Annotated in this window: 15 protein-coding genes, 1 tRNA gene and 1 riboswitch; all 16 genes read right to left on the bottom strand. The window is 60.0% G+C overall.

Translation table 11 applies throughout. From position 1 onward, the window contains the following. Positions 1-803: 803 nt before the first annotated feature. Positions 804-5,051, bottom strand: coding sequence for an Eco57I restriction-modification methylase domain-containing protein (locus Q8O35_RS04175; RefSeq protein WP_305570908.1), 4,248 nt, complete (start codon positions 5,049-5,051; stop codon positions 804-806). After that, entirely contained in the window at positions 5,048-7,618 is a 2,571-nt protein-coding gene (locus Q8O35_RS04170) for a helicase-related protein (protein ID WP_305570906.1), read from the bottom strand. Before Q8O35_RS04170 ends, Q8O35_RS04175 begins: the two co-directional genes overlap by 4 nt. A gap of 275 nt (positions 7,619-7,893) precedes the next feature. Next, complete coding sequence (locus tag Q8O35_RS04165; protein WP_305570904.1) at positions 7,894-13,077, bottom strand: DEAD/DEAH box helicase; 5,184 nt, start codon at positions 13,075-13,077, stop codon at positions 7,894-7,896. Between the two features lie 109 nt (positions 13,078-13,186). Further along, positions 13,187-13,903 carry a recombinase family protein gene (locus Q8O35_RS04160; protein WP_305570902.1) on the bottom strand — a complete coding sequence of 239 codons (717 nt, stop codon included), beginning with the start codon at positions 13,901-13,903 and terminating at the stop codon, positions 13,187-13,189. Between the two features lie 64 nt (positions 13,904-13,967). Further along, a complete protein-coding gene (locus tag Q8O35_RS04155) occupies positions 13,968-14,669 on the bottom strand; it encodes a hypothetical protein (protein ID WP_305570900.1) in 702 nt (233 codons plus the stop codon). Between the two features lies 1 nt (position 14,670). Further along, positions 14,671-15,675: a site-specific integrase gene (locus tag Q8O35_RS04150; RefSeq protein ID WP_305570898.1), complete on the bottom strand. Its 1,005-nt coding sequence runs from the start codon at positions 15,673-15,675 to the stop codon at positions 14,671-14,673. 12 nt (positions 15,676-15,687) lie between these two features. Beyond that, positions 15,688-16,449, bottom strand: coding sequence for a DUF6538 domain-containing protein (locus tag Q8O35_RS04145; RefSeq protein WP_305570896.1), 762 nt, complete (start codon positions 16,447-16,449; stop codon positions 15,688-15,690). A 98-nt stretch (positions 16,450-16,547) separates the two neighbouring features. Beyond that, a tRNA-Ser gene (locus Q8O35_RS04140) sits at positions 16,548-16,641 on the bottom strand. Between the two features lie 75 nt (positions 16,642-16,716). Beyond that, a complete protein-coding gene (der, locus tag Q8O35_RS04135) occupies positions 16,717-18,228 on the bottom strand; it encodes a ribosome biogenesis GTPase Der (RefSeq protein ID WP_305570894.1) in 1,512 nt (503 codons plus the stop codon). 69 nt (positions 18,229-18,297) lie between these two features. Then, complete coding sequence (locus tag Q8O35_RS04130; protein WP_305570892.1) at positions 18,298-19,083, bottom strand: sulfide-dependent adenosine diphosphate thiazole synthase; 786 nt, start codon at positions 19,081-19,083, stop codon at positions 18,298-18,300. Positions 19,084-19,160: 77 nt separating this feature from the next. Further along, positions 19,161-19,276: riboswitch (TPP riboswitch) on the bottom strand. Positions 19,277-19,290: 14 nt separating this feature from the next. Further along, the gene (gene mtnA, locus Q8O35_RS04125) at positions 19,291-20,325 is read right to left on the bottom strand and encodes an S-methyl-5-thioribose-1-phosphate isomerase (RefSeq protein ID WP_305570890.1); all 1,035 of its coding nucleotides are present in this window, start codon (positions 20,323-20,325) and stop codon (positions 19,291-19,293) included. Positions 20,326-20,357: 32 nt separating this feature from the next. After that, a complete protein-coding gene (gatB, locus tag Q8O35_RS04120) occupies positions 20,358-21,788 on the bottom strand; it encodes an Asp-tRNA(Asn)/Glu-tRNA(Gln) amidotransferase subunit GatB (RefSeq protein WP_305570888.1) in 1,431 nt (476 codons plus the stop codon). Between the two features lie 25 nt (positions 21,789-21,813). Then, positions 21,814-22,470 carry a DUF4254 domain-containing protein gene (locus Q8O35_RS04115; protein WP_305570886.1) on the bottom strand — a complete coding sequence of 219 codons (657 nt, stop codon included), beginning with the start codon at positions 22,468-22,470 and terminating at the stop codon, positions 21,814-21,816. Beyond that, positions 22,467-23,813: an MltA domain-containing protein gene (locus tag Q8O35_RS04110; protein ID WP_305570884.1), complete on the bottom strand. Its 1,347-nt coding sequence runs from the start codon at positions 23,811-23,813 to the stop codon at positions 22,467-22,469. The genes Q8O35_RS04115 and Q8O35_RS04110 overlap by 4 nt, the downstream gene beginning before the upstream one ends. After that, on the bottom strand, positions 23,813-25,552 hold the full coding sequence (locus Q8O35_RS04105; RefSeq protein WP_305570882.1) for an ARMT1-like domain-containing protein: 1,740 nt from the start codon (positions 25,550-25,552) through the stop codon (positions 23,813-23,815). The genes Q8O35_RS04110 and Q8O35_RS04105 overlap by 1 nt, the downstream gene beginning before the upstream one ends. Before the next feature lie 6 nt (positions 25,553-25,558). Then, a complete protein-coding gene (locus tag Q8O35_RS04100) occupies positions 25,559-26,428 on the bottom strand; it encodes an NAD(+)/NADH kinase (RefSeq protein WP_305570880.1) in 870 nt (289 codons plus the stop codon). Between the last annotated feature and the right edge of the window lie 112 nt (positions 26,429-26,540).

The raw sequence follows: 26,540 nt of genomic DNA, 5'->3' as shown, positions 1-26,540 counted from the left end.
CCGATTCTGACGCCGCACTGTTGGCACAACGTCTCGTCCTTGCCAAGCGGCCACACAAGGCCCCCAGGAGTCGTCCGCGCCTCTTCAGTAACAATAGTAGCTTGTGGTGAAGCAGCAGGCCTTCTAGGACACTTTCTTCTCTGGTGCTTTGTCAAATTTACGGTCTTTACGCTGTGACCACACAACGGGCAGGATGTATATTCTGAAGCAGTTGAAGCAGCATCTGCACCACTTTGTCTTGCCCTAGGCTGCGACGTCTTCGAAAATGCGCCTAATTCAGGGCTGTGAAGGCTGCGAGCCAGAACCTCGATAAAGCCAGGAATTGATATGGCATGAGATCCAAACACGATCTGCTCATTCGATCCTCCGGTATATCGCTGATATATCTCTCCAATAAAATTGGACACTGAACCTCTGAGTACCGAGGCTAATTCAGTCTGAAGAGTTGCCCAAGGCAACTGTGCAATTGGCCCAGACTGTCGAGGTAACCAGTTCTCGATAACTTTGCAGCAGCCATGCACTGCACGAGAAATCAAAAACGTATTTGCGCCAAAAGTTATCTTCCATTCACCGGAGTTCTCGTAGATATGCTTCGCGAATCCAGGAGCCTGTATCGAACCAGAAGGATGTGTCTCCCACCAGACACTCTCTTTAATCAACTCAACGGCGAGAGCCTCCGAAACTCGTCCGTGCTTGTCGCACAACTTCGCTAGACGCGAACGAAGATTGACTTTCCAAGCCGGTATAGCTTTCGGCATGCGCCCTCCGTGGACTTCTCATGCAAGAATGCCTGGGAAGCGGCGTTAGTGTTGCGTCAGTGTCCTCATCGCGACAGCCATCTCGTCATACTTCTCCAGGATCATCTCCTTGGTCCGGTAACAGCCGAAGGCGGCCTCGTCTTTGCGCTTCACGATGGGGAAGGTGTCCATGATGTAGTCCACGTCCTCACGGGTGATGCCGTAGAGGTGCAAGAACGCAGCGTCGAGTTCACAGCGGATGGCGAAACGCTCTTCAGGGCTGCGCGGCTGGTACGCTGTCTTCAGCAACTCAGACATCTGGTAGTCGGACGCATAAAGCGCCCTCGCTCTGGTCTGAATCCAATCCTGAAGCGGTTCATGCGCAGCCCACGGCGTAGCTATCTTGAACTGGCTGGGGGGAAGGACAGGAATTTGCTTGAACACATGATACTTTAAGTGTGTCCCGCCAACCTTCTGCCTCGCCGCATAGTCCAAGGCGAATGAGGTCAATGATGAGGCCAAAATGGGCGAGAGTTCGCGGGTATTCTCCGCAGGGAACATGAGTAAAAATGTATCGCCGAATGCCGCTGCCGGTGTAATGCCGGGGATCACCGTCCGCTCGTCTGTGCTGCGACAGATATCCCGCCAGCCCATAAACCACTTCGGCGTGCGGCTGAGGACCAAGTCCCGTCCCTGTTGAATGACATCGCCTGTCAGCGCCTGTTTAATCTGCTCGGCCTCGCCCGGCGTCAGGGGGTATTCTTCCTCCATGGCCTGGACAGCCACCCAGCCCGTGGTGGAGGCAATGAGGCTCGTCGTGCGGGGCTGTGTTGCGGCCAAAAGCTTGTTGCCAAGTTCCTTGTCGCCATGGTTCAGATGGTAGCCCGCCAACCACATGGCCAGGACATTGACCACAAGCTTGCGTTCAGCATCACCGTCGTTGCGCTCAGCATCCACAAGGGCCTTGATGACCACGTCCGGGCTGCGGCTGGCCCGCTTCGCCACCTCCCACTCATGCACCCAGTAGCGAGGCAGTATTACGAAGTTTGGGTCCTGCTTCTCCTCAAGAGTCACGTTCCTGGTGCTGCCATCCAGCTCGTAGGTGGCCCAGCGGTGGTCGTAGTGATGGACCATCTTCGCTTCGTAAAGAGGCAGACAAGCCTCACCATCTTTCACAAAGCAATTGCCATGCAGCGTCCAACCGGCCTGCTCAAGCTCCTGGCGAATCTTAAACACTCCAGAGTCATTGGCCATATGCAACATCGCCATAAAGCTAAGTCCCCAGGGATTTTTCCCCGGCTCTTTCTCCGTGGCCTCGCGGATGAGGACCGGCACGCGACGGTAGATACCTTTGGTGATTTCGGCATCGCGCTTGGAGCGGAAGATAGGACATGTACGACTGTTGGGGTTGATGAGTGTGATGTCCTCGGCGGTGAGCTTGAACCTGCGTTCCTCTTCGCGAATCTCCGCCACGTCGTGCAGGAAGAAGGCAAAATCCGCCCCGCTCTTGGCTGGCCGGTTCGCACCCGCCAGGGTGAGCAGACAGAATTTGTAGCTGCTATGCACTGACGGGAAGATGTTCCTATTCTCAAAGTCATACAGGGACACCAAGCTCTGCCTTTCAACGATATCTTGGAAGAAGAACTTCGTTGTGTCATCGAAGGCAATGCCAGACGGGACGATGCAGCCAAGGCGGCCAATGGAAGACAGGACGAACCGGCCTAGCTCAGTGAAAATGCTGTACGTGTTGATATCACCCCGACCACAAAGCGGGTAACTCCCCGCATTACGCAGTAGGTGACTTTCCCCTTCAGCTTTGCGCTTGTCTTCGTTGAAGCCGTTCAGCAACTCCGGGTCGGTCTGGGCAAGCTCTCGGATGAGCCTCTGGCGCTCTGCGGCATTGCGGGCATTGGCGATGTCAGGGCGCTTGCTCGCGAACCACTCCTTTTCCTGAATCTTGATGCGCTCCCACGGTGGATTGCCGAGAACCACATCAAACCCGCCGTCCCAACCAGCCTGCGGGCTTTTCGGGGCCTGCCCCTTTTCAGGCAAGCGGAAGACCTCCGGGAAGGCCAGGTGCCAGTGGAAGAACTGGTACTGCCGGGACAGGCGCTCAATCTCCTTCTGCATCCAGTCGGGGATGCTGAACGGATTCTTCTCGATGCGCCGGAAAACGTCCTCGGTGATGGGATAGAACGCCTCGCCAGTCGGGGCCTTGATCTTCTTCCACACAAAAGCCGCGCACCAAGCATCCGCCCACATTCGGCCAAAGCGGTAGCCGCTGCCGCTGGCCAGCGCCTCCCACATGCGCTGGCGCGAACGGACACCCTCGATGGTGGAGTCGTCGATGCGCATGAACTCCTGCACGGACGCGGCGAGGTTTCCGAGTTGGATGAATGGTTCCTCGGTGTAGGGCATCAGGCCCGAGCGCTTCAACCGTGCCACATGGTCCTTGCGCTGTTCCTTGTTACTCTTCTTGGCTGCTTGGCAGCGTTCCTTCTCGTCACCCTCTATGGGGCTGAAGGCCTCGTCCGGAATGCCAGCTCGCAGCAAGGCGGGCGTAGCCCCAAGCAGGCTGTTGCCGCACTGGACGTGGCTGTCCAAAAAGGACAGCGGCTTGCCAGGGTCCATGGACTCCAGCCAGAGGTTCACCTTGCACAGCTCCACAGCCATGGGGTTCAAATCCACGCCGTAGATACAGCGGCTGATGATGGCTCGCTTGGCCTCACGCACAGCCTCCGGCGCAGGCTCGTCCTCACCCGTGCGGGCAGCGGCCAAGGCCTTGGCCATGCGGTTGGCGGCGGCCAGCAGGAAGTGACCGCTGCCGCATGCCGGATCGCACACCTTGAGGTCCAGGATGGCCTGCTCAGGATTCACGGCCTTGCGGGCCTCGGCCAGCACCGGATCAAGGGCCGTGTCCAGCAGGCTCTGGATGAGGCTCTCCGGGGTGTAGTAGCTGCCCGTGGTCTTGCGCTCGTGGCCTGCGGCGGTCTCGAGCTTGAAGCCATCGTCCATGTTGGGATGCAGTTCCAGCAGGGACTCGTAAATGCTGCCCAGTTCCTCCGCGCCAAGGTTCTTGAAGTCCACCGGGCGCAGGCCCTCTGGCCCGCTGATGGTGGCCAGATGACGCACAGCGGAGAGCAGCGCCTCATTGCTGATGCGGCAGGCTTCAATGTCGGGCATGGCTGCGCTGGAGAAGAGCATGCTGCCCAGCGGGGCCAGCCCAAGCTCCTGGCAACCCTCATCGCTGCCCAGGCGCTGCATGACAAGGCGCAGGCTCTCGTAGATGTCATCGTGACGGCTGCCACGCAGGGTGGCGGCCAGACGGCGCAGCCGGGCCGTGGAATAGAACTTGAGGAACACCTCGGCCTGTTTGGACGATGGGTCCTTGTGCAGCAGGCCCCGGTCCTCGGAGACAAAGAGGAACAGCAGGCGGTAGATCAAGCGGAGCAACTGGCGGAAGTAATCCTGCTTGTCCAAGGCCCCAGAACGGAGTTTTCCCTTCATGTCCAAGTTGGACGAGTGGTCCAGGAAGCCAGCACCAAGTTCGTTGATGGCGGATTCAACTCCGTTACGGAGATGCTCCAGCACGCGGGAACCGATGTCTCGAGCGGCCTTGGACCACTGCTCAAGGAAGCAGTCCTCAGGGCTATCTGCTTCCACACGAGACTGGTGGCACACCAGCCACAGGAGACGGAAGTCCGGGTAGACCTGGCCTTCCATCATGGCCTCAAGGTCGAACTCGACATAGGCCTGACGGGTGAAGCTGATGTTGTCGCGCAGGATGCGCAGCTTGAGGCCGTTGGTGACAAAGGCCCAGAGGTGGTCGTCTGAGCGGTTCAGGAGTTCCTGGACCAGACCGTGGGGTGCGGCGACGGTTGCGCCTTGAATGCCTTTGGTTTTCTTGTCCAGGGGGACGTTGCAGCCGAGCAGATGAATGGGCGTGCTGCCCCAGCCATGGGAGATGGAATAGGACTTGCCGCCCAGTTCAATTGCCTTGGCCCCGAGCAAGCGGCCATAGCCCAGCTCGTTGAAGAGGGGCAGGAGCCACTTCTCGCGGGTCTCGGAGGTGCCGGGCTTGTCTCCGGGGATCGCATCGCGGACGGCCTTGAAGCTGCCCCAGGCGGCCAGCAGCCTGTTCCAGGCCCTATTGGTGGCCTCGGAGAGCTTCTCCCCGTCTAGGTGGTAATCCGCAGGCGTCAGGCCGGGCAGTTCCCGATCCAGGTCCGCAACCCGCTGGAGGATGTCCGGGGGCAAGGCCGAACCTTCGGTTGTGACGGTGGCGAAGATGTCGCGGGACTTCTTGATGATCATGCGGCACCTCCCGCCTGCCGGGGAACCGGCATGAAGACGTAGAGGCCCAGCACGTCAGGTGGCAACTGTGGCTCTATGGCGTAGGAGACGCCCTTGTGGCGGCTCTCCGTGCGAACGCGCCTGTGGGCGGCCAGCAGCTCGTCACCCCGGCTCATGGCGATCTTCTCCAACTCGGGCCAGACGGCACCGAAGCCTTCGAGGATGGGCGTGAGAAAGCCCCTGGCCGTGTCAGGCGGCACACTGGCATCTGGTATCGTCAGCAGCAGCTTCTCGGCCTCCGCCTCAGGAATCCAAGTCATTGCATCAGGAGACCCTTCAAAACCCAGCAGGCGGCAGTCCTCAGCCAAGAGCGGCGTCTCGACCCCATCCTTGCGCGTGATGATGTGGTAGCGGAACCGCACCATCAGAATCGTGGTGCGAGTCATCACCGCCCTGGTGCGGATAGCTCCACAGCGTTTAGCCACGCCTTCCTGGATGGGATCAAGCGCCGTGTCCATGATGAAAGCGGCCAAGCTCTCCACAAAGTTGTGCGTGCGGTGCAGGTAGGTCTCATCGTCCTGCACCGGCATGGCGAACCGGGCCTTTAGGATATCGTCAACGGGGAGCGCATCTTTGAGCGCTTGAGGCGTGCCTTTCAAGTCAACGCTCAGGCTGGGGCCTGCCATGGAGACGATGGCTCCCAGCGCCTGAAGCGCCTCGCGGGTGAAGCGCTCCACTTCCACGCCAGAGCCGATGGCTGAGCGCATGGCATCCAGTTCCTTGGCCACCTCTTCGGTCTTGATGACCTCCTGAGCAAACATGGTACGGGTTCTCTTTTCCCGCTGGGAGGCATTCTCCCACTCGGCATACAGAGCATCGGCTTTGGGTTTGATGAGTTCCTCAATGCCCGGCAGGAAGAGGCTACGCTGCCCTTGAGATTGGGCCGCACCGCCACGCAGTAGCAAGCCCTCAAAGATGGCCTGGACCACAGCGTCACTCTCGACTGGAACCGGAACGGAAATACCAAGGTCGTTCTTTATGTTCTTGTGCTTCTTGATGAGGACGTCGATGATGAAGCCGTCGATCTGATTATCGACGCCGAAATACGTCAGGATGCGAACGACAGGCTTGGGCTGGCCAAAGCGGTCCACACGGCCTTCCCGCTGCTCATGGCGAGTCGGGTTCCACGACAAGTCATAATGGATGACAGCATCGAAATGTTCTTGGAGGTTGATGCCTTCACTGAGGCAGTCGGTGCAGACGAGGACCCGCTTGGGGGCCTTGGACAGGGCGAGAACACGCTCCTCGCGTTCCGCCGGTGGGAGCATGCCCGTGACCGAGTCAACCACGACGCCATTGAGCTTCCGTCCAAACTCATCTGCCACGTAGTCCGCCGTTGGGATGAAGCGACAGAACACGATGGGATGGAACCCCTCGTCCAGCAGCTTCTTCACCTCAGACAGAATCGTCTTCAGCTTCTGGTCCTCAGCTCCCAAAAGGGCATCAGCCTCGCGGGCCATCTGCAAGAGCCGCCTGCGCACCTGAACGTTCTCATCATCCACATAGACATCGCTGCCTGGGGCCACGTCCAGGGCATCACCACCCTCTTCGTCCATCAGGTCCAGCACCGTCTGCCGCCCAAGCTGGTCAGCTTCTTCAGCGCTCTCTGTGTCCGCAACGCTGGCACGACTGCGAAGCGTGGCAGCAGCAGCGGCAGGGCTGGAGGCCAGAGACCTCAGCAGGCCCAAAACAGACCACCAGCGGACCCGCTGTCTGTGCCTGCCTTCCGCCGCCCCGGCCTGGACAGTCTCGCGGGCATATTCCAGCACCTTGTCGAAAAGCTTCTTGTAGTTCGGCGACAAGCGGTACTGGAGTTCTCGTTCTTCCCTGTCTGGGAAGGGGGTATCTGTTGAGAGAAAGTGTTTGATATCAGCGCGTTTCCGCTGAATGAAGTGGGCCGCCAACTTGCGCCGGTTCTGTTCTTGCGCAGGGCCAGCAAGGTCTTCTGGCAAGTCTTTGAAATCCGGATTGAGCAGTGACAAGAGCGAACGGAACGCGACATCCTTGCCGCTATGTGGCGTGGCCGTCACCAAAACCATGTGTTGATCGGGCTTGTCGGCTAGGTCCTTAATGAGCCGGTGGCGCTGATGGCGGACACCACGCCCTTCTCCGCTCCATGCGCAGGTGTGGGCCTCATCGATGATGACCAGTTCCGGGCAGGTCCGGAGGAACTCATCACGGCGGTGGTCGGTTTTGATGTAGTCCAGAGAGACCACGGAATAGGGATACCGCTCAAACAAGGACTCGTCGGGCCTGCAATGCCTTTCCAGGCTCCTCGCGGTGGAGGGCAGAATCAACACAACCTCGATGTTGAACTTCTCACGCAGTTCGCCCTGCCACTGCTCAGCAAGGTGGGGAGGGCAAAGGACTGCGAGCCGTTGGACCTCTCCACGATCCAGAAGTTCCCTGGCGATGAGGGAAGCCTCAATGGTTTTCCCGATGCCTACGTCGTCTGACACCAGGATGCGGACCGGATCGAGCTTGAGGGCCATGAGCAGCGGCACAAGTTGGTATGGGCGCGGCTCCACGGCAATCTTGCCAAAAGAACGGAACGGACCTGCACTGGAACGGAACCCCAGGCGCACCGCGTCTCGCAGCAATCTGGACGTGATGAAATCACCGGGCTTGCTGGGATCTGGTGGATCAAACTGGGCTGGCCCCACAGGTTCCAGGCCAGGGTGAACTCCAGCGATCTCCTTGTCCGTTCCTCCGAGAGGCCTCAGGACCAACAATTCGTCAGAGGACTCAGGGAGCACCACCCACTCCCGATTCCTGGCCTTAACGAGTGAACCAACGGCGTAGCTCATTTGATCTTCCCAAAGATGGATTGGTGGTTCGAGATAATGCCTGCCCACTTGGAAACATCGCCAGAGAAGCGGATGACCAGATAGCCGGCGTTGGCAAGACAAGCCTCTTGCGTGGCGTCTTTGGCCTGAACGTCGGAATGGGTGTGTACATGACCATCGATGTAGATGACCGCGCCGTGATTCTCATAGAAGAAATCAGGTTGGGTGTGGCACTCAGAGATGCTGTGCTGGGCATGGCTTGGCAGCTTGAGACCTCTCGCCTCTAAGAACTCGAGCCAATCCCGCTCAAGCTTTACCCCAGCCAGCTTGAGAAGATCGTCCAGATGCTTCTCCCTCGGCTTGGGGCCAGGGGATGAGGACACAGTCGCCTGGGCCAAATCCATGAGGAAGTCCTTTACCAACTGCCGGTCAAGCAGCCCATGGTCCCTCTGGTTGGCATAATTCAGCAGGCAGTCATAGCAGGCTGCCTCGCAGTCCTCCGAGGCTCCAGGAGGCCGTCTCCTGTCTTCGCCAGTGTCCGGATCGAAGTGACAAATCTCCAATGCCAGCCGAGCCACTTCAGCAAGATCCTGAGGCCCGTCAAGAAGTCTGCGGAGCACTCCTGCCCCACCTTCTGCTGATTCGTAGAAGAGGATGGTCCGCCTGTCGGTGGATTTTGGCAGCGGTTCTACGGCCAACTCCATGCTTTCAAGCTGGTACTTGATCTCTATGGCTCTCTTTAGGGCCGCCTGGAGCGCCGCCATGAACTCAATGTTCAAAGCTCTTTTCGGCTCCAGGATCAGGCTGTTGCGCCTATCCGCCACATAGGGGATGACCCGTTGGGTATTGCTGGTCATCGGATCGGTGTCGTCATCGTCCTGATCGGCGTTATTCTTGGACCACAGCCCCTTGTCCATATCCAGTACAAAGCCGTGCTCGTCCTTGTTCTTGCGCCTGCTCCATCCCATGTTGATACGCCACAGGGTTGCGCCATGGCCGTAGGTCAAGCTGGCGACCTCACCCTTGTCGCCGGTGACGCTCCCGTGCCGAAACGTCGGTGTCCCGTCCTGTTCATCAAACCTAACAGTGGTAACCAAGTCGAACCCGTAACGCATCCGCTCTTCTTCATCGGAGTTGATCTTGTCCCGCCTCCGCGTGGCCACGTTCTGCATACGGAAGAGAGGGCCAAGAGGGAGGTTTAAGGGATTCTCGCACTGCTCGCACAAATCTGGGCCGCCAGTGTCCGGACAGTTGTGGAGGTAACCACAGAGGGGGCAAATCTTCGCCTTGGTCAGCAACGGTTCCTCTTCGCTCACCGGCATGATGACCTTGTGGATCACGTATCTGGCCCCTTCATGGTAGAGCACAGCCCTCGGCCCAAACTCCGAAATGGCAAGGAACCTGGGGCGTGAGAGGTACTCGTCCCGCTGCTTGGTCTTACGAGCGGGGATGAAGGCCGAGAGTGGCAACCTGGGGAAGTTGTACCCCGGCAGGAAACCCTCGCTGGCGAAATAGCGATAGCAGTAGAAATCAGACTGCTGGATGCTGTCCACGTCCGTCAACAGGGCAAGCTGTGATTCAGCCTCTTGCCGCTGACGCTTGGCCCGCGCCTTTTCATCGTGCGACCTCGTGGCGTCGCGAATGACTGCGTCCTGCTCGTGCGCCTGAGCCAGTGCTGAACGATAGAGGCCACGCCAACGATCACAGGCCTGGTTGAACCTCTTCCCGACATGGGCAAAAACTCCGTCCAGCCACTTGTCATCGTACCAGTCCACCAAACTCAGATCGCCCTTGATGGTCGCCAGCACCTCTTTCGCTCGAGTCAAAGCTCGCTTCTTCGGATCAGTGGCAGTGAGCTTCTCCAAAACAGAGGGCAGAAAAGGATACTGCTGCTGGTCACTACCAAGGTCCAGGATGTCCCTGAGTGATTTCTTGAGGTCGAGGTCCGACTCCGCAAGCCAAATGGCCTGCATGTGAGCGCGGACAAGGTCTTCATTCGTCAAGTCCAGCCGGGGCGGAGTGACGCTTCCCGCCACCATTTTCGTCGGGCGCTTGAAGAAATACTGATCGTGGGGACTACCCGTGGTGCAGTAGGTGAACACCAGCGCGGGCTGTCCACCTCTGCCAGCACGGCCACTCCGCTGAGCATAGTTCGCGGGTGTAGGCGGCACATTCCTGAGGTTCACCACGTTCAAGTCCGAGATGTCGATACCAAGCTCCATTGTCGGGGAGCAGAAGAGGATGGGGAGCCGTGCCTTGCGGAATGCCTCCTCTCGCTCCTCGCGGAGAGAGTATGGCACCTGGGCCGTATGCTCTCTGGCGGTATACCCCTTCAGGCCGAACGCCACGAACTTGTAGAAATCAACAAAGAAAGGGTTGGTACGGAGACCAGTATCCGAGATGTGCGGCACCCTGATTGGATCGTGGTATGCCTGAGAGCCATCACCAGCTTTCCAGACGATGGCAGCAGCACGGAGCTGGAACCCAGGAACTTCATCCGGCTTCCTGGGAGGCCTGACAACTTCAAGCAGACCACCCTCTGTCAGGATGGTCAGGAGGTTGGCAAAAATCCCCGACAGCTCACCCATCTTGATCCGTTCAGAATACGCTGGGAACGTATTCTTGCGCCCCAGGAATTGGCCGAAGCCGCCACGTGGAGAAAGGTAAACGTAGCCCTGGTATTCTTTTGGGCGAATCCCTCTGGGGTACAAGACGGCGGCATGCTCCATCTTCTTCTGCTCGGCCTCATCCAACCCCCAAGGCTCGATCAGGTACTGGTAGCTCTGCTGCTGGATGGCTTCTTGGTGGGCGCTGTCGAGATAGTCCACCTTCACGGCCAGATTCCGTCTGAAGTAGTCCAGCAGGACCTTGCAGACATGTATCCTGGTAGCGACATCCGCCGAAGAAAGCGCCGCATGGCAGCTTCCCCAGGCCGTGGCATTACCGCAGATGGACGACAAGGCGGGGTAATCGATCCCGAGAAGCCCGCATTGCTCCAGGTTCGGGGATGTCACGCGCCAACCACGCTTGAGGTCGTTGTACAAGCGATACCCGAGGACATTGCGTAAGGCCTTCCCCGCATTGATCAACTGGATTTCTGATGCTTCCCCAGTCAGGGTCGAATACTCCTCAGGATCAAGCCCCAAAGCGTTGAAGACTCGAGGGGCCAATTCATCATGGGAGATGCCATCTGGCCCAGCGTCCAGAGCAGCGCGATAGAGCGCAGAACGGAGCATGCTGACTTCGATAAAATCGTTGAAGTGGCCAGCCTGAAGGGAAGCGTCCTGCCGGTTGTCGGTGAAACTGAGGAGCTTTTTGGCTTCATCCTCCAGGTCAGCTTCCGCTCGCAGGAGCTTGACGGTGGACAACCCGAGGACTGTTGTCGCAGTACTGCGACCACCTGTGGCGAGAGAACTCAACTTGGAGCTGTCGGCCCGCTGGCGAGCGTCATATGCCACGCCGCACTGCAAGCAGAATCGGAATGGCGCAGGGACGAACGCGGCATCCACACCATCCTTGCTTGCCACCCCTGAAGCAGCAACCCGGATAGCTTCAGGCACCCGGTCCTTGACCGTGCTTTTGAGACGCCGTTTATCGTTTTTCTCCTCAACCCAGTCTTCAGGAACCCGCTCCACCACCTCGGAGGCGTCCACTGGCCAAGAGCTGTCCTCGGAGATGAACAGAAAGCCTGGAACGGACTCCCCATCTGGGAGTTGGTCTTTGTAGTCTCGGGCTTCAAAGCACGTTTCACGCGTCTCTGCATTCTTTGTCTTGTTGACGCTGTAGTACTCCTGACCACACTCCCGGCAGAAGACGACAGGGAAAAGAACTCGCTCTCGACTACCGGGGACGAACTTCTGACCATTCAGGGTGATGTGCCGCTGCTCAATGCTTTCTGGCGAGGCATAGACCGCATCTCCACGCGAGATGAACTGGTGGAGACGGAAGGCGAAGGGCTTGAAGCCGGTCACAGGATTGGCTTCGCACTGGGTTCCGCCAAGCAGTGCGGCCTTGATGGCCAGGGAACACGTCTCCTCAACCAGGCCTGTGAGCTTGCTGAGCATCGCGGCGGCCCCATCCTTTCCATCCACACCCTTGGGTGTGGCACGGACGAGACGGTCAGTCCCAGACTCCTTCTGGATGCCAAGGGTGCTTTCGATCCAGCAGCACAGGGGATCGCGGACAAATGCGTCATAGAGGACCGGGAAGGGCCGGGAAGGTTCACTTACCCGCTCAGTCAGGTCTTTGATGAATGTGGGGTCATCTTCACCCCGGTATGGCGTGGTTCGGAGCAGTGTCTCGCCAATGACATGCTCCGGAGCCACATCGGCACCAAAGAGCTTGGAGGCGACACCAGCTACCTCAACACGCTGCTGCTCAAAGGTCCCCTCTCCACCAAGCGTCGCAGAAGTGCCGACACATTGCAGTTCTCCTCCAGCAAGACGGTCCCGGACTCGCCTGACCAGCATGGCAACGTCTGCGCCTTGCCTTCCCCGATAGGTATGAAGCTCATCCAGGACAAGAAATTTCAATCCGACAGCAGCCTTGATCAACTCACGTTCACGAGGTCTGGTGAGCATCAGCTCGAGCATGACATAATTGGTGAGGATGATGTCCGGGGGCGAGGTGATGATCTCCTGCCTTTCCGTCTCAGACTCCTGGCCCGTGTACCGCCTAAACGTGACCAGGGGCTTCCCATCCGGATACCCCTGGCAGAGGAACTTCTCGAGTTCTCCGTGCTGGCTATTCGCCAAAGCATTCATAGGGTAGATGATGATGGCCTTGATTCCCTTACCGGAGCCATTGCGCAGAACAAAGTCCACGATGGGCAGGATGTACGCAAGACTCTTGCCTGATCCTGTGCCGGTGGTGAGGACGTAATTGTGGCCACCTCTGGCGGTCCGCACCGCCGCCTCCTGATGGGTGTACAGTCTGACCGGAGTACCAGCGCCCTTGTCCTTGCCCTTGCGAAAGATCTTCTCGGCCTCAGGATGCAGCAGCTTCTCTGCCACGAGGTCTGGAACGGACTTGCCTGGGGCATATGATGGGTTGAGTTGGATAAGTGGATCGGGCCAGAGCACACCCTCTTCAATCTTTTGAGTAACCTCTTGGTCTATCCGGGAATCACGAATGGTGCGGAAGCTCTTGATGTAGGAGGCATAGTCCGAAATCAGGTTCTCTCGAAATTCGAAGATATTCATGATTCCCCCAGGAGATTGGCTTGATACTACTGGGTCTATACATGGCAGTCAGCCAGTTGAAAAGATAAAGATATCCCAGAGTAGAAGAGGAGTATTTACTCACAAGGCGTCATCTTGGAGCTTGTGTTTGGGCCACCTGTGTTTCAACGGAAAGTTTGCTTAGGCGCTCAAGCAAATTGAGAACTGAAGACTTGTGCCAACGCCCACCACGAGGGGTCAGCATTCCGCGCTCGTTGAGGGACCGCGCCAAGGCTCCGAGCGAAGTAAATCCCTCAATCTGAAGGGACGCGATGACGGGTGAAAGGTCTGCGGCGTGGCGATCCGCATTGGCCTTGATACTGCTGAGGCTCGCAATATTACCCTTGCCCGCCCGCCGCAGGGCCGCCGCACCATTGGGATTGCCCAGCCGCACTCCACGCGCCTTGGCGGACGTCAGGGCCTCTCTGGTGCGCTTGGCGATTGCCTCACGCTCCTGCTGAGCCACCAAGGCCATGATGCCCACGGTCAAATCGTTGGCCTCAGGCATGTCAGCAGCGACGAAACGGACCCCGCTGTCCCGTAGCGCTAGCAGAAAGGCCGCATTGCGGGAGAGCCTGTCCAACTTCGCGATGACCAGCGTCGCCCCTGTCACCTTGGCGAGGTGCAAGGCCTTGGCTAGCTCTGGGCGGGCGTTGATCTTCCCACTCTCAACCTCCGTGAAGGAGCCGATGAGGGTGGCGTCCTTGGCTCGGGCATGTTCCTGAATGGCACGATCCTGAGCTTCAAGCCCCAGGCCACTCCTGCCCTGCCGGGCTGTGGAAACGCGTTGGTAAGCGACGATCTTCATGGTGGGCCTCCGGGTACAAATTGGCGCAATGTTCGTTACGCCATTCTGTACCTAGCACGCCCTGCTACTTGGTGGCAAGGACCTCGGCAAGCGGACGCCAGATTGGAAACCCAGAAAACTGACCGGATATGACGTGCGGATCAACCAAGCTCACGGTGGAACGCACCATGAGGCAGCCGGGAAAGACTGCTCGTTGGTCCGGTTCAAGTCTCAGCCCGTCAGCCGAAATACGAATAATGACTGGTGTTCGGTGCTTGCTATCTCGCCTGCCCCGAGAACAGTGATGCGCCGCATCTGCCCACCACACGGCACGACGCCACGACGCAGTGAAGAATACCGCTGAATCGCAATACTTTCTGGAAGCCACATCATCATTCCACACGGTAAACCGCCCCGGAACAAGACCTTCGTTGGCGATCCCGGCCAGCCTCCCCCAAATGGTCCCGTGGAAAATATAACGTGGGCCAGCCTGCCCTAGCTCCTGGCTCAAAGCAGCCGCAAGACTTTCTGCTCGAGCTTTGGGGCTGCTAGGATCATGATCGGGATTAATACTACCCGGATTACGGAAGATGTCCGCAACCTCTTTCAGCGTTTCCTGGAGATGCTCTGAGTGGCTAGGTTCCTTTGAGGCCTCATCAAGCAACAGGAGATGTATCTCGCGCCCAGCACCTTCCATGCTAGGAGTCACAAGCGCGTCGATGCACTCGAGCAACAGCTCATCAAAGGAGACCCGGGGGACGGGGGGTAAATCCGAGTCAATCACCATGTTACGGCCTCTCGGATTTTTGCGCCAAAACATTGAGATGCGAGAGGTCGAGGTCGCGGTACTGGAACCGTTTCATCGCCTCGTCCAGCTTCTTCAGGTAGTAGCCCCGCCCGTACCGTTCGGACATGCCCTCCTGGCCATGCCCCTGGAGAGCGTCCATGATCTCCTTGGGGATGTCCGAGTCACGGCAGGCGTCCTCGAAGCTGTGCCGGAAGCTGTGGAAGGCGTTCTTGCGGTTCTTGATGCCGATGGCCCTGAGGAAGCGGCTGAAGTGCTTGGAAAAGGGCGTGGAATAGTAGCCATCCTCGCCCATGGCGAGATCAGGAAACAGCCGCTTCTGTCCCTGGCTGCGGCACAAGGCCACATGGTCCATGAAGCCCTTGTCCAAAATGGACGCATGGATCGGGATGGACCGCTGGGAATAGGTTGTCTTCAGGCGCTTGTCCTCGCCATTGTCATTGAGGTCGAGGAAGGTGATGCCATCCTCTTGCCGCACATCCTCGACGTAGAGCTGGATGATCTCCCCCATGCGAGCGCCCGTGAACAGGCTGAGCAACGGAACCCAGAACATGCCGGAGTTGCGGGGAACAAACGCTCCAGGTCTCTTCCATTCCCGGAGTGATGCGCACCCGGTGTAGATCGGAGCGCTGAAGATGGCTCGAAGCTCCTCCACCGAGAACGGATCACGCTCTTCACGGATGCGCTTGCGCTGCTTGATCTTGAGGCCCTTGAACGGGTTGGCCGGTGCCTCGTCATACTGGTCAGAGGCCCACGTCCAGAACGAGCCGACAAAGCCCAGCAGCTTGTTGACGTTGCTCTCGGTCATCGGCTCCATGCCAAGCTCCTGGGCCTTGGTGGAAGCCTTGTCGAGCGGCAGGCCCTGAAGTTCGCTGAACTTGACCCAGTTGGCAGGCAGCTTGAGCAGCATGGACTTGTAGGCCCTGGCGTCCGTCTTGGTGTACGCATCCAGGGGCCGGTCCCCGATGGCCGCGATGAAGTGTTCCATCCACTTGCAATGCTAACGCTTGGTCTTGGCGACCCAACTCGTCCGGGCCTTTTCCTCGACCCACTGTTCGACGGCCATGGAAAGCAGCGGCACACGCGACTCTGGTCTCTGGCCGGGGACGCGAGGCGTTTCCACGACCTCACCCTCATTCCTCAAGCGGACGGCCTTGGTGGCCTTGATCGTGGCTGCCTGAAGTTCGCGGGCCAGCTTGCGCCAACTGGGCGAGGCTGGATCAAGGTTCACGCTGATCCCTTCCCAGGTCAGCACCTCTTCGGCCTCGCCCTTGTAGAACGAGTTCACCTTGCCACGGGCGTAATCGTGGCGGGTCAACTCATCAATGGCATCTTTATCCTCGGCGTAGCCCTCGAAGTTAGGGGGACGAAACCCGTGGGTGCGGATGATCTCGTTTACGTCCGCATCATCATCCAGCACGATGGTCGGACGTTCCTCTTCGGAGAACTGCTCGGAGCGGATGGCCTCGTCCTCTTCCAGGAGATACGTGTAGTAGACCTCGCCGATGCGCTTGATCTCTTCGCCCGACAGCTCCTTCAGCGGAGGCTTCGCCTTCTGGGCGAGCATCCTGCGATGAGCCTCGAACTTCCGGTCCACCTCGGCAGCAGCGACGCGCACACGACGCACCGCTTCCTGGTGGTCCTTGGTGCCAAGGGAAAAGGTCTCTTCCGTCTTGGGGTAGCTGTCAGCGATATCAACGGGGATTGCGGCACGGTGATAATAGGTCGCGCCACGACGGCAAAGTCTCGGGTGTTTGGGCATCTGCTCCATACCTCCACTGTAACAGAGTACTGGAGCAGTGAAAAGAAAAAAGCCTTGTTCTCCGGCAACATACCGAGGAACAAGGCTTTTATAATTTCTGGCGGAGAGGGAGGGATTTGAACCCTCGATGGGCTTTTAAGGCCCATACCCGCTTAGCAGGCGAGCGCCTTCGGCCGACTCGGCCACCTCTCCAATAAAGCGTCCCTTGCGGGCGCGGACGAACCCTTTACCCTTTCGTTCAGCAGAATGTCAAGGCATTCTCAAAAATCAACCCTTCTTGCGCGACGCCGCAGTTTTTGCGCCGGCGGACCGCTTGCTGTTGGCCGAGGCCTTGCCCGAAGACGAAGACTTGCCAGGCTTGGCGGCCCGGGCCGGCTTGTCCACGTTTGCGGCGTCCATTTCACGGCGCGACTTGCCAAGCCGGGGCTGGCGGTTATTGAGCGGACGCTCGGCCTCTTTCTTCTCGTGGCTGGAGCGGAACACCGCCGCCAGCGGAGCCTTCTTAATCTTAAGAAGCTTGCGCAACTGGTTTTCGAGGTACTTGCCATAGGCGTCAGGCACCAGGTCCGCATCGTTCACGAAGAACACGAACATTGGCGGATCTTCGTCAGCCTGGGTCAGGTAGTAGAACTTGGCCCTGCGGCGCTTGATGACCGGGGGCTGGTGCTTGGTGGTGGCCTCGGACATGGCGCGGTTGAGGGCGCCGGTGCCGATGCGGATGACGCACTCGCGGCGGATCTCCTCGGCCAAGGGCAGGATCTTGTTCGTGCCTGCGCCTGTGAGGGCGGAAATGTACAACACCGGGACATAGGAGCAGATGCGCAGAGCCTCGCCATAGGCCTCGCGCAATTCGTCCATGCGATCCTTATGCACAAGGTCCACCTTGTTCACGGCCACCATGAAGGGGGTGCGCTGCTCCGCCAGATAGGCGATGAGCCGCTTGTCCTGGTGGCTCAAGCCTTCCATGGCGTCCAGCACAAGAATGGTGACGTCGGCGCGCTTGCTGGAGGACAGGGCCCGGTACACCGAAAGCTTTTCCAGGTGGTCGGTGATGGACGTGCGGCGGCGCACGCCAGCAGTGTCCACAAAGGTGTAGCGGCGACCCTCCAGTTCAAAACCCACGTCAACTGAGTCGCGGGTGGTTCCCGCAACATCGCTGACGATCTGCCGGTTCTGGCCCACAAGGGTGTTGACGAGGGAGGACTTGCCCGCGTTGGGGCGGCCCAGCATGCACAGCTTAAGGCCCAGCTCAGGGCCGTCGGCTGGCTCGGGCGTCACAAAAGGCTTGGCCAGCTCGGCAATACGCTCGCGGAAGGAGTTCAGGCCGTAGCCGTGGGCAGCGGAGACCGTGGTCATCTCAAAGCCCAGCGCGTGAAAATCAACGGTGGCCTTGGCCTCCTGCTCCGGGCCGTCCACCTTGTTCACCACCAGCAGCACGGGCTTGCCCGAGGAACGGATCTTCTCGCTCACGGCCTGGTCCAGCCCGGTCATGCCTTCACGGCCATCCACAACGAAAAGAACCACGTCGGCCTCGTCCAGAGCATCTGTGGCCTGGTCGAACACGCTCCTGTCCATGCCGCCGTCCTCGGAGTCCGGCAGCATGCCGCCGGTGTCGATGACGGCGAAGCGGACGCCCTCCTCAAAGACTTCACCATATATGCGGTCGCGGGTGACTCCGGGGAGGTCGTGGGTAATGGACTTGTTCTGACGCACCAGGCGGTTGAACAGGCTGCTTTTGCCCACATTGGGGCGGCCTAAAAGAGCGATAATGGGCAACATGGTCGGTTTCCAGATGCCTGGCCGGGTCGCCCCGGCCAGGACTTCGTTACTATAAGTTATGATACTTCATTACAATAATTCGTTAATGGCCTCGGCCACCTTTACGCCGGAGAGCAGCATGCCGCCAAAGATCGGCCCCATGCGATAGGAGCCGTAGGTGGCGTTGGCGGCCATGCCGGCAACCCACACGCCGGGGAAAACCTCACGCGTGTAGCGCACGGTGTTGGCCTCGGCCACGTCGGCCCACATGGACTGCTCGCCCTCGATGCCGCCGCTGGGGGTGTTCAGCTTGACGCCATTTTTGCGCACCAGGGTCTTCAGCATCTCCACATCGTGTCCCGTGCATTCTATGGCATGTTTGCAGTGAAGCACAAGCGGGTCAACGTGCAGCCTCGCGATCTCCACCGGGCTGGAATTCACCACGAGGCCCATGACCCGCTTCACGCCGTCAACTTCTCGCAATACCACGTCTTCCACGCTGGTGCAGTTGAACACCTGAGCCCCTGCGCGGGTTGCCTGGTAGGCCAAAGCGGCAGTGGCGGCCACAGAGTCGGCAACAAAATATCCAGGTTTATATTCGATGAGCGCCACGCCGGCGTCCTCAAGGATGCTTTTGGCCTCCTCCTGCACCACGATGCTGGTCCAGGTCATGCCGCCGCCCCACATGCCGCCGCCCACGGAGAGCTTGCGCTCGAAAAGCGCCACCTTTCGGCCAGCCTCGGCCAGCTTCCAGGCTGCGGTGAGGCCCGAAGGCCCGCCGCCGACAATGGCGACGTCGAGATCCAGGCAGCTCTTGAACTTGTCGAAGAACGTGCTGGCGATGGCCTCTGTGACAATCCTCTCATCAATAATCATTGTGATACTCCTGCTACTGTTAAGGTTTTCCCGAATGGGGCCCCAAACGAAAAGCCGTCCCGTTGAAGGGACGGCGCTCCGCCAGTGCAGATACTCCCTTCGTCGGCATTACCCGGACAGGTTCTCGGTCGATCCCACAGCAGTGCAAGGGATCCTCTCAGCCCGGTTTTTCCGAGCTCCCGCGAGACGGCTTGTTCCTGAAAGGAACTATTTAAAAAGTTTCGCGATGGCCTCCGTGTAGGGAGCGGTGAGCACGCCGCGCTCGGTGATGATGCCATGGATCAGCCGGGCCGGAGTCACGTCAAAGGCGAAGTTGAACACGCCTACTCCGTCCGGGGTGATCTGCGTATGGCCCACGTGGGTCACCTCGCGGGGGGTGCGGTCCTCGATGGGGATGAGGCTGCCATCGGCGGTTTCCGGGTCGATGGTGGACACAGGGGCGGCCACGTAGAACGGAATGCCGAATTCCTTGGCCAAGAGCGCCACGCCGAAGGTGCCGATCTTGTTGGCCGCGTCGCCGTTGGCCGCGATGCGATCCGCTCCCACGATGACCTTCTGCACCAGGCCGCGCTGCATGAGCAGGGCGCAGGCATTGTCGCAGGCCACCTTCACCGGGATGCCGTCCTTGTGCAGTTCATAAGCGGTAAGGCGCGCACCCTGCAAAAAGGGCCGGGTCTCGTTGGCGATGACTTGGATGCTCTTGCCCTGGGCAATGGCCGCGCGGATGGGCGCAAGGGCCGTGCCGTACCCGGCGGTAGCCAGCGCGCCCGCGTTGCAGTGGGTCATCACCGTGTCGCCGTCGTCCAAAAGGTCTGCGCCCGACCGGCCGATGGCCTCGCAGGTGGCGATGTCCTCCACATGGACGACCCTGGCCGTGGCCAGCCAAAAATCAGCAAGTTCGTCGAAGGAGAATTCCGGGTGCTTGGCCCATTCCGCCTGCATGAGGCGTACGGCCCAGCGCAAGTTTACAGCCGTGGGCCGGGCGCTGGCGATCTGCTCCAGCTTGGCGGCCAGGGCGGGCTTCCAATCAGGCGTTCCGGCAACCTCGCGCGCGGCCAGATAGCAGCCATAGGCGGCGGTGACGCCGATGGCCGGGGCGCCGCGCACCACCATGACAACGAGGGCCTCGCAGATGTCCTTCACGGTCTTGCAGACGAACCATTCCTCCCGCGTGGGCAGGTAGCGCTGGTCAAGCAGGACAAGGGCGTCCTTATCCGGAGAGTACTGAATATGCTCGGTCATGGGGGGATCCTTCGGAATAGATACTCTATCAGCTAGTTGAGTTTTTCGGCCAACAACTGGTTCACTACAGCCGGGTTGGCCTGGCCCTTGGTGCGGCGCATGATCTGGCCGACGAAGAAACCCATGAGCTTGGTCTTGCCCGCGCGGTACTCCGCAAGCTCCTTGGGGTTCTCGGCCAGCACAGCGTCGATGTCAGCCGCCAGGGCCGAAGTGTCGGAAATCTGCACCAGCCCCTTGGCCTTGACCAGCGCCTCGGGATCGCCGCCGGTCTCAAGCAGTTCGGGCAAGATGTCCTTGCCGCTCTTGGCGCTGATCTTGCCCTCTTCCACCAGGCGCACCAGACAGGCCAAGCCCTCCGGCGCAAGCTTGAGGTCCGCTGCGCGGCCACCGCTCACGTTCAATTCGCGCATGATGTCGGTCATGAGCCAATTGGAAATCTTCTTGGGCTCATTGAAAGCCTTTACGGCAGCCTCGTAGTACTCGGCCATGTCGCGCTCCGCCGTAAGCACCTCGGCGGCATCAGCCTGCAATCCATACTGTTCTTTGAAGCGCACCTCGCGCGCCTTGGGCAGCTCCGGCAGCTCGGACTTCCACTGCGCCAGCCACTCCTCGGCCAGCACCAGGGGTACCAGGTCCGGGCAAGGGAAATAGCGGTAGTCGTGGGCTTCTTCTTTCCCGCGCATGGAGTGCGTGGTGCCCTTGTTGGAGTCGTACAGCCGCGTCTCCTGCACCACCTGCTCGCCGTCTTCGATGAGGTCAATCTGGCGCTCCACCTCGTACTCGATGGCCTTCTGCACGTGCTTGAAGGAGTTCAGGTTCTTCAGCTCCGCACGGGTGCCGAAGGCCTCCTGGCCAAAGGGCCGCACGCTCACGTTGGCGTCGCAACGGAAGGAGCCCTCCTCCATGTTGCCGTCGCAGATGTCCAGGTACACCAGGATGCTGCGCAGGGCCTTCAGGTAGGCCACGGCCTCCTCTGCGCTGCGCATGTCCGGCTCGGATACGATCTCGATGAGCGGAACGCAGGCGCGGTTCAGGTCCACAAAGCTGGCGTTGTCGTGGGCGGAGTGGATGTTCTTGCCCGCGTCCTCCTCCATATGGATGCGCGTGACGCCCACGCGCTTGGTCCCCTTGGCGGTGACAATGTCCACATGACCGCGCTCGCAGATGGGCAGCTCAAACTGGGAAGTCTGGTAGCCCTTGGGAAGATCTGGGTAGAAGTAGTTCTTGCGGGCGAACACGCTCTTGCGGTTGATCTCGCAGTCGATGGCGAGGCCCATCTTGGCGGCGTACTCCACCACCTTGCGGTTCAGCACGGGGAGAACGCCGGGCATGCCAGAGCACACGGGGCACACGTTCTCGTTGGGGTCCACACCGAACTGCGTGGAGCAGGAGCAGAAAATCTTGGACCTGGTCTTGAGCTGGGCATGCACCTCAAGGCCTATGACGGTTTCAAACCTGGCCATGAGCCCCCCTTTTCGCTTCGCGCGTTTACGCCCCGGCCTTGCGGGTGTAAAGTTCCGGGTTCAGGCGCGGATCGTTGTACATCTTGAACTGGTAATAGACCTTGGGACGCTTGAGCCCCACCGAATAATCATCCACGAGGTCGATGACCGACTCGCAGAGATCGGCGCGCTGCTCGGCGAGCACGGCGTACTTGCGGCTGCACTCGGACACAAAATCCGCCGTAACGCCTGCGCGCTCGGCCTGCTCTTGCATATGGTATTTCTTGAGCGCCAAGATGGAGCCCCGATCCAGGGCCACGCCGATGGTCTCGGTGTTGAAACGGGCGCGAGCGCCCTGCGGCGCGGAAGGCACTATGGGATCAAAGGCGCGCACCAGAAACAGGTCCATGCGCTCAATGAGGTCGTTGCGCTGCTGGTTCAGCTTGTCGATGGCGTACTTGCAGTCCGCGATGAGCTCCGCCCCGGCGTCCTTGCGGCGCGCGCGGTCCTCCACGTGCCACAAACGAAAGTTGCACCAGTGCTGGCGCGAGAGAAGATCCAGAAAGCCTGCCGCATCAGTTGCGTCGGGAACTTCGGTGGAAAAAACGGGCTCCTGGCGGTGCCAGTCGGCCACGGTGCTGTCCTGGGCCTCGAAGGCCTGGCGCAGCAAGGAACGAATGTCGTCAAAAGAAAGATTACTCATTGTCCTCTCGTGTATGCAGTGGCCCGGAGCGCGTTCTTGCTCACCAGCAGATGCAGCCCGGCGCTTGAGCGCAGACCCGCTTCCATACGCTCGGCACTTTCGCCTTCGCCCAGATAAAGATCAAGCCGATGGCCCCTGATGTCAGAGCCGGTATCCTGGGCCAGGACCAGCCCATGAAAGCCGACGGGCGCGCCGCCGTTTTTCCCTGGCAGCCCGATGTCCAAAGCGGCCACGGCTCCCAAGGGTAGAAGACTTGGGTCTGTAGCCAGACTGACCAGCGCAGTCAACGGTTTTTCCATGGCTCCGACGTTTGGGCCAGGCCGCAGCTCAAAAAAAACGTAGCTACGATTTTGAGCCATAACCTCTTGCGCACGTTCAGGATTGGCATCACACCACTGGCGGATGGACTCCTTCGAGAGGCGCTCCTTCGGCAGGGTTCCAGTGGACAGCAAAAGCTGCCCCAGCCCCTGGAAATCATGCCCGTTTCCAGCCTTGTACTGCACCGTGCGGCGACTGCCGTCAGTCAAAAGCAGTGTTCCCGCTCCCTCGGTCTGGAGCACGAAGGCGTCACGCGGGGTGCGCACCCAGGCAATCTCCAACCCCTGACCGGTGAGAACGCCGTCCACGTCAATGGCCTTGCGGTCATGATACGGGGTCACCGCCCCGCCCGAGGCGCGGTAAACCTTTGGGCGCCCCTGCCGCTGTTCCTCGGCGCTGGCCTTGCGCAGGTCCGGGGGCTGACCGTAGAGCGGATGTTCGAAGCCCGGCTGGCGCGTCAGGCTGGCCTCCACCTCTGGCGAATAATAACCGGTGACCAGCGGGTTTGGAGCCAGTTCATACCACACGAAGCGCTCGGCCAAAAGGCCGGGGTTCGCGTCCAGGTCGGGCAAAATATCGTACAGTTCCTGGGCAGTGGCTGAAAGCTGGCCCCAGGTGAGGCTGCCGCCAGGCTGGATGAGCGCAGGCGCGCTCTGCCGCTGCCTGCCCAAAAAGCTCAGGCTCAGGCGCAACGGCTCGGCCAGGGCGGCAAAAGTGGGCAATGACTGACCCGCCGGGTCCAGGCGGCCTGCCAAGACGCGGGCCTCTGAAGCGCTGCGGGGACGGAAAGCCGAGATGCCCGCCCCTGCGGGCTCATACACCCGTGCTGCGGCGATCCGGGGGGCGTAGCCATCGTCCTGGCGCGGCTGGGCCGGGGCGCCAGTGCGATCGCGGCGCACAGTGGAGGCTGGCCGTCCAGGAGACTGCCGGGGCAGATGGTCCAGCAGGGCGCAGCCGCTCAAGGCCACCAGCAGAAGAACGGCCAGCGCCGCCCGGAGCCCTGCGCCAACGCTTCGTCGAATCATCAGCCCGCCACAACCACGTCAGAGAAGCGCCCCACACCGTATTCCCTGCGACGCAGGAACTTTTCCGGGCTGGGGCCGATGATCTGCAATTCCGGCTGGCGCTTCTGCACCGAAAGCGCGATCTGCATTTCCTTGGTGCACCCCGTGGAGTATGTGGAATCCTTGCCGGCCCAGATGGGCGGCACACGCTTGCCCATGAGCTCGAAACTCTTCTCGATGTCCGCATCGGTCTGGAAGCGCCAAACGTTCAGGAAACCGCTTCGTTGCACGCGCTCCCACATGAACATCAGGTCATCGGCGTCCATGCCCTCTTCAAAGTGCTCGCCGGGGTTGATGATGAAGGTGCCCTCCAGGCGCGAGCGCAGGTGGTTCACGAAAGTGTTCAGGACCTCGATGGCCGTTTTGACCTGGCCGGGGATGCTGCCCACCACGGCGCTGTAGAAAATAACGGTCTTGCCCTCGGCCCTGGCCTCGCGCATCTGGCTTATGATGGCGTCGGCCTTGGCCAGGATGGCGTCGGCTCCGAACTTATGCACATGCGGCGGCTTGGCCTTGAAGAACATGCGGAACTTGCCCTGTGCATCGCAGAAGAACACCAGCAGGTCGCGGGTGAACTCGTGGCTGGTGCCGATGAACCGGCGGTAATAGGCCTCGCCCTTGGCCAGCACCAGATCGCACTCCTTCCAGGCGCGGGCGAAGGTGACACTCAAACGGTAAGGGTTGAAGCGTTCGCGGGTGCCATCGGAGATGACCACCAGAGCGTGTTCGCGGGTGGCCTGCAGGAGCTCGTTTTTGGTCACGCGGTCGCTCTGGAGAAAATAGGCGTCCTTGAAGGCCTCGGCCAGCACGGGGTCTGACTCCAGATCCCATACGGTTGGGCTGTCGAAATAGAAGCCGTCCTTCAAAGCCAGCACCACGCGGTGGCCTTGGCGAAGCAGCGAACGCACCACCTTGAGGTCCATGAGGATGCCACCGCTGGCCCTGGGCAGGTAGAGGATGCGCAGGGAGCCGCGCTCCGTGGCGAAAAGAGTGCGCAGGGGTGAGAAATCGACGCGTTCCAGGCTCTTGCGCATGTCGTCGGCGTTGAGGCCGTTGGTGGGGTCTTCACGGGTCCAGAAAGGCTTGTGGGTGGAGAAGAACAACAGCCGCGCCATCTCAAGCAGATCAAGCTCAAAACGCAGGTCCGTGATGCGGACGCACTCAAGCTTTTCATCCGGGCAAACGTTGACCAAGCGATTGTAGAAGGAGCTTTCCAAAAAGGCCTGCGCCCGGCGGTTCATGGCCCGCTTCGTCTCCTGGAAGGGATCGGGAATGCCGCTCAGGGCCAGAAAGATGGTCAGCATGCGCTTCAGCAGGCGCGAGGGGATGAGGATGGGCGCCTTAAGCGTCATGCGGAACTTGTGGCGGCACAGGTGCAGGATGCGCCGGCGCGCAGGCCCCTTGGGCACTGCGGCGCACACGGTGCGCACCAGCAGATTCCACTGGTCCGCATATTCATTCCGCAAAGACTCGTCGAGCCTGGCCTTGAGCAGGAAGTGCAGCATCCAGTCGCCGCAGGGGGCGTAGAAGCTGTCTTCGTCCAGGGAGACGATGAAGCGGATCTGCTCCGGCGTGGCGTTCTCCGGGTCGATGGAGTGCTCCAGGCTGTTCTCGGTCATGAAATGCAGCAGAAGCGCATCCAAAACCGGGTCCTGGCCGTAGCGGATCTCCTTGGCGGAGTTGAAGGCGAAATTGTGCACTGCGGACTACCTCTGGGTGAAGAAGCCTTTGTTCGCCAATTTGGCGAAATACGAACTGCAACAGGCGGTCTGGGCCATCACCAAGTCATGCGGGCTGCGCGAAATCCAGACCTCGTCGCCAGGCTCCAAACCGAAGGCGCGCTGGCCATCCACGGTCATGCGGACCTCGCCCCGATGCTCCTCAACCTGGATGCTCAACGGAGCATCGGCCGGGAGAACCATCGGCCCAAAGGTATTCAAAAATGGGCACACAGGAGTGAGGCAGAAGGCCTGCATCTCCGGGTGCACCAGCGGCCCGCCAGCGGAATAGGCGTAGGCCGTGGAACCAGTGGGAGTGCTTACGATGAGGCCGTCGGCGCGCATGGCGCCCACCCGCTCCTGCGCGTTCTCCGGGCCGCGCAGCACCAGCAGGCGAATGAGCCGGGCCATGTCGCCCCGGCTAACCACCACATCATTCACCGCCACGCCGGTATAAACGCTCCGCCCCGCGCGCAGCACCTCGTAGGCCAGGCAGACGCGCCGCGACAGGGTGTATTTCCCGGCGAGCAGCGCCTCAAGGCGCTTTTGCCAGTTGCTCGCGCCCTCGGCCAAAAAGCCGACCCGGCCCAGGTTGAGCCCCAGCACAGGAATGCCCAGGCGAAGACACACGCGCGCAACGCCGATGAAGGTGCCGTCTCCCCCCAGGACCAGGACCATGTCCCAGGGCCGGTCCAGCGGCGGCGCGCAAGAATCAAGGCCGCCCCCCACGCGGTGTTCGCACAGGGTGGTAAGCACGTTCCGACCGGCCAGCCAATCGGAAATCTCCTGCCCAAGGCTTCTGGCCTGGGCATCGCCCGTGCGCAGCATCACAAGGAAAGACCGTTTTTCATCACTCATTTGTCAACCCTAGACAAATCCGCAAGAACATTCAACACATCCTCCGGGCAACAATAATTACGCAAAGTAGTTTTTTTTCGCTTACAGCCCTAAAGTTATCTGCGGCAAGTGA

Origin of the sequence: Humidesulfovibrio sp. (assembly GCF_030689645.1) — a bacterium.
GTDB lineage: Bacteria > Desulfobacterota > Desulfovibrionia > Desulfovibrionales > Desulfovibrionaceae > Humidesulfovibrio.
The sequence above is the reverse complement of the archived record's forward strand: the minus strand, read 5'-3'. Positions and strand labels throughout refer to the sequence as shown.